The following is a 1,319-nucleotide window of genomic DNA, read 5'->3' as shown; positions in this document are numbered from 1 at the left end:
TCCGGAAGCTGACCAAAACCAAGGGCGGTTTTGCCAATGAAAACAGCTTACTAAAGCTACTCTATGCCGGTATACTTAAAGCTCAAGAGCGGTGGACGCATCCTATCCAGAACTGGAATCTCACGCTGTCGCAGATGGCCATCCACTTTCCAGGGCGCTTGGATGACTACATCGAGCTTTGAGCTCAGCAGGCTGACACAGAATTATGAACGCCCTCCAAATTTTAGGTGGCTGTCCATGTAACACAGCTGTCCATGTAACACATGCAAATTGCAATGAAACAACGCCTCTTGTAACTGCTTTTTCAGTTGACCTTTATATCATTTAACGAAAATACAGTTAGTTTCTTATGTTTACTATAAGTACCTCTCGAAGGGCAAGCAGGCTTTTCATACCACAACCCAATCTTAATTAGATCCAAGTATTTATTTTCAATCGTGAACCTAATGTAATAGAAACCCTCAATTTCATCACCAGATATAGTGGCATATAGTAAGTCACGTATATCAATATCCGTACTTAAATACTTCCCACCTTTCAACACCATTGGAATCTTGAGTGAAATTAGAGCTGATTTATCGTTTAAAACTTTGACGCTTTTATATACTGATTCATTTAAGCTTGTTTCCAGGTTTTCACAAGCTAAAACATCGAAAGATAAAAGAAAAACTAAAAATTTAACTATGTTCATTGATTTGTTCTGTACTCTTTATAATATGCGTTTGGGTTGTCAAGGAAATACCTCTCCCCTTGATAACCAGGTGAAACTGTTAAGTTTGTCATTCCAACATTAGGTGCAATTACAAATTGTTCTGGATACATATTCGCTATTCTTTGGGCAACTCCATTCTCACCAGAATAACAAGACTGAAGAAAAATGGGCCTATCCCCCTTATAGCCAGCACCCTCTAAGAACTCCCGGATATGTGCGTCTGAAGCATACTCTAGGGAGGACAAATACATACCATGCTCACTTCCATGAGCAACAACTACAAATGTGCCTTTGGGGAAATAGGTATATTCTTCTGCTGCCGTACGTTCTATAGAAGTTAAATTCGGTGCCAAAGCATTACCACCGAGCTTAAGTCCCCCATTCATTTTGTGCCGAACTTCATAGCTCCATTTTGCTTTCTCCCATGCCGAAGGCCCCTCAGCATTCAACAAATGCATCATAGCCGCTGTTCTTGCGCCATTTGAGAACTTACCGCCGGTAATAGCACTTGCTGTACCACCAACAATAGCTGCCACCGCTGTCCGCCCGGCAACGGCTGGCAATGTGCGGTTATTCATATTAAAGCCGGCATTGCCCATGGCCATTT

Annotated in this window: 2 protein-coding genes and 1 pseudogene; 1 reads left to right on the top strand and 2 read right to left on the bottom strand. The window is 41.8% G+C overall.

Annotated features, from left to right (window positions below; translation table 11 throughout):
- Positions 1 to 182 (top strand): annotated as a pseudogene (locus MHN33_RS23740) (IS256 family transposase); the annotation flags it as partial.
- Between the two features lie 122 nt (positions 183 to 304).
- Here the strand turns inward: MHN33_RS23740 and MHN33_RS23735 are convergent.
- Together MHN33_RS23735 and MHN33_RS23730 are read right to left on the bottom strand one after the other, a co-directional pair.
- On the bottom strand, positions 305 to 691 hold the full coding sequence (locus MHN33_RS23735; protein ID WP_239401951.1) for a hypothetical protein: 387 nt from the start codon (positions 689 to 691) through the stop codon (positions 305 to 307).
- Positions 688 to 1,319, bottom strand: a 632-nt coding sequence (locus tag MHN33_RS23730) for a hypothetical protein (protein ID WP_239401949.1), incomplete at its 5' end; no start/stop codon positions are given. The genes MHN33_RS23735 and MHN33_RS23730, both read right to left, overlap by 4 nt.

This window comes from Pseudoalteromonas sp. OOF1S-7 (assembly GCF_022347765.1).
Classification (GTDB): Bacteria; Pseudomonadota; Gammaproteobacteria; order Enterobacterales; family Alteromonadaceae; genus Pseudoalteromonas.
The sequence above is the reverse complement of the archived record's forward strand: the minus strand, read 5'-3'. Positions and strand labels throughout refer to the sequence as shown.

Coding starts and splice junctions, on each gene's coding strand:
- MHN33_RS23735 (WP_239401951.1), bottom strand. CDS start 691: ATGAACATAGTTAAATTTTTAGTTTTTCTTTTATCTTTCGATGTTTTA.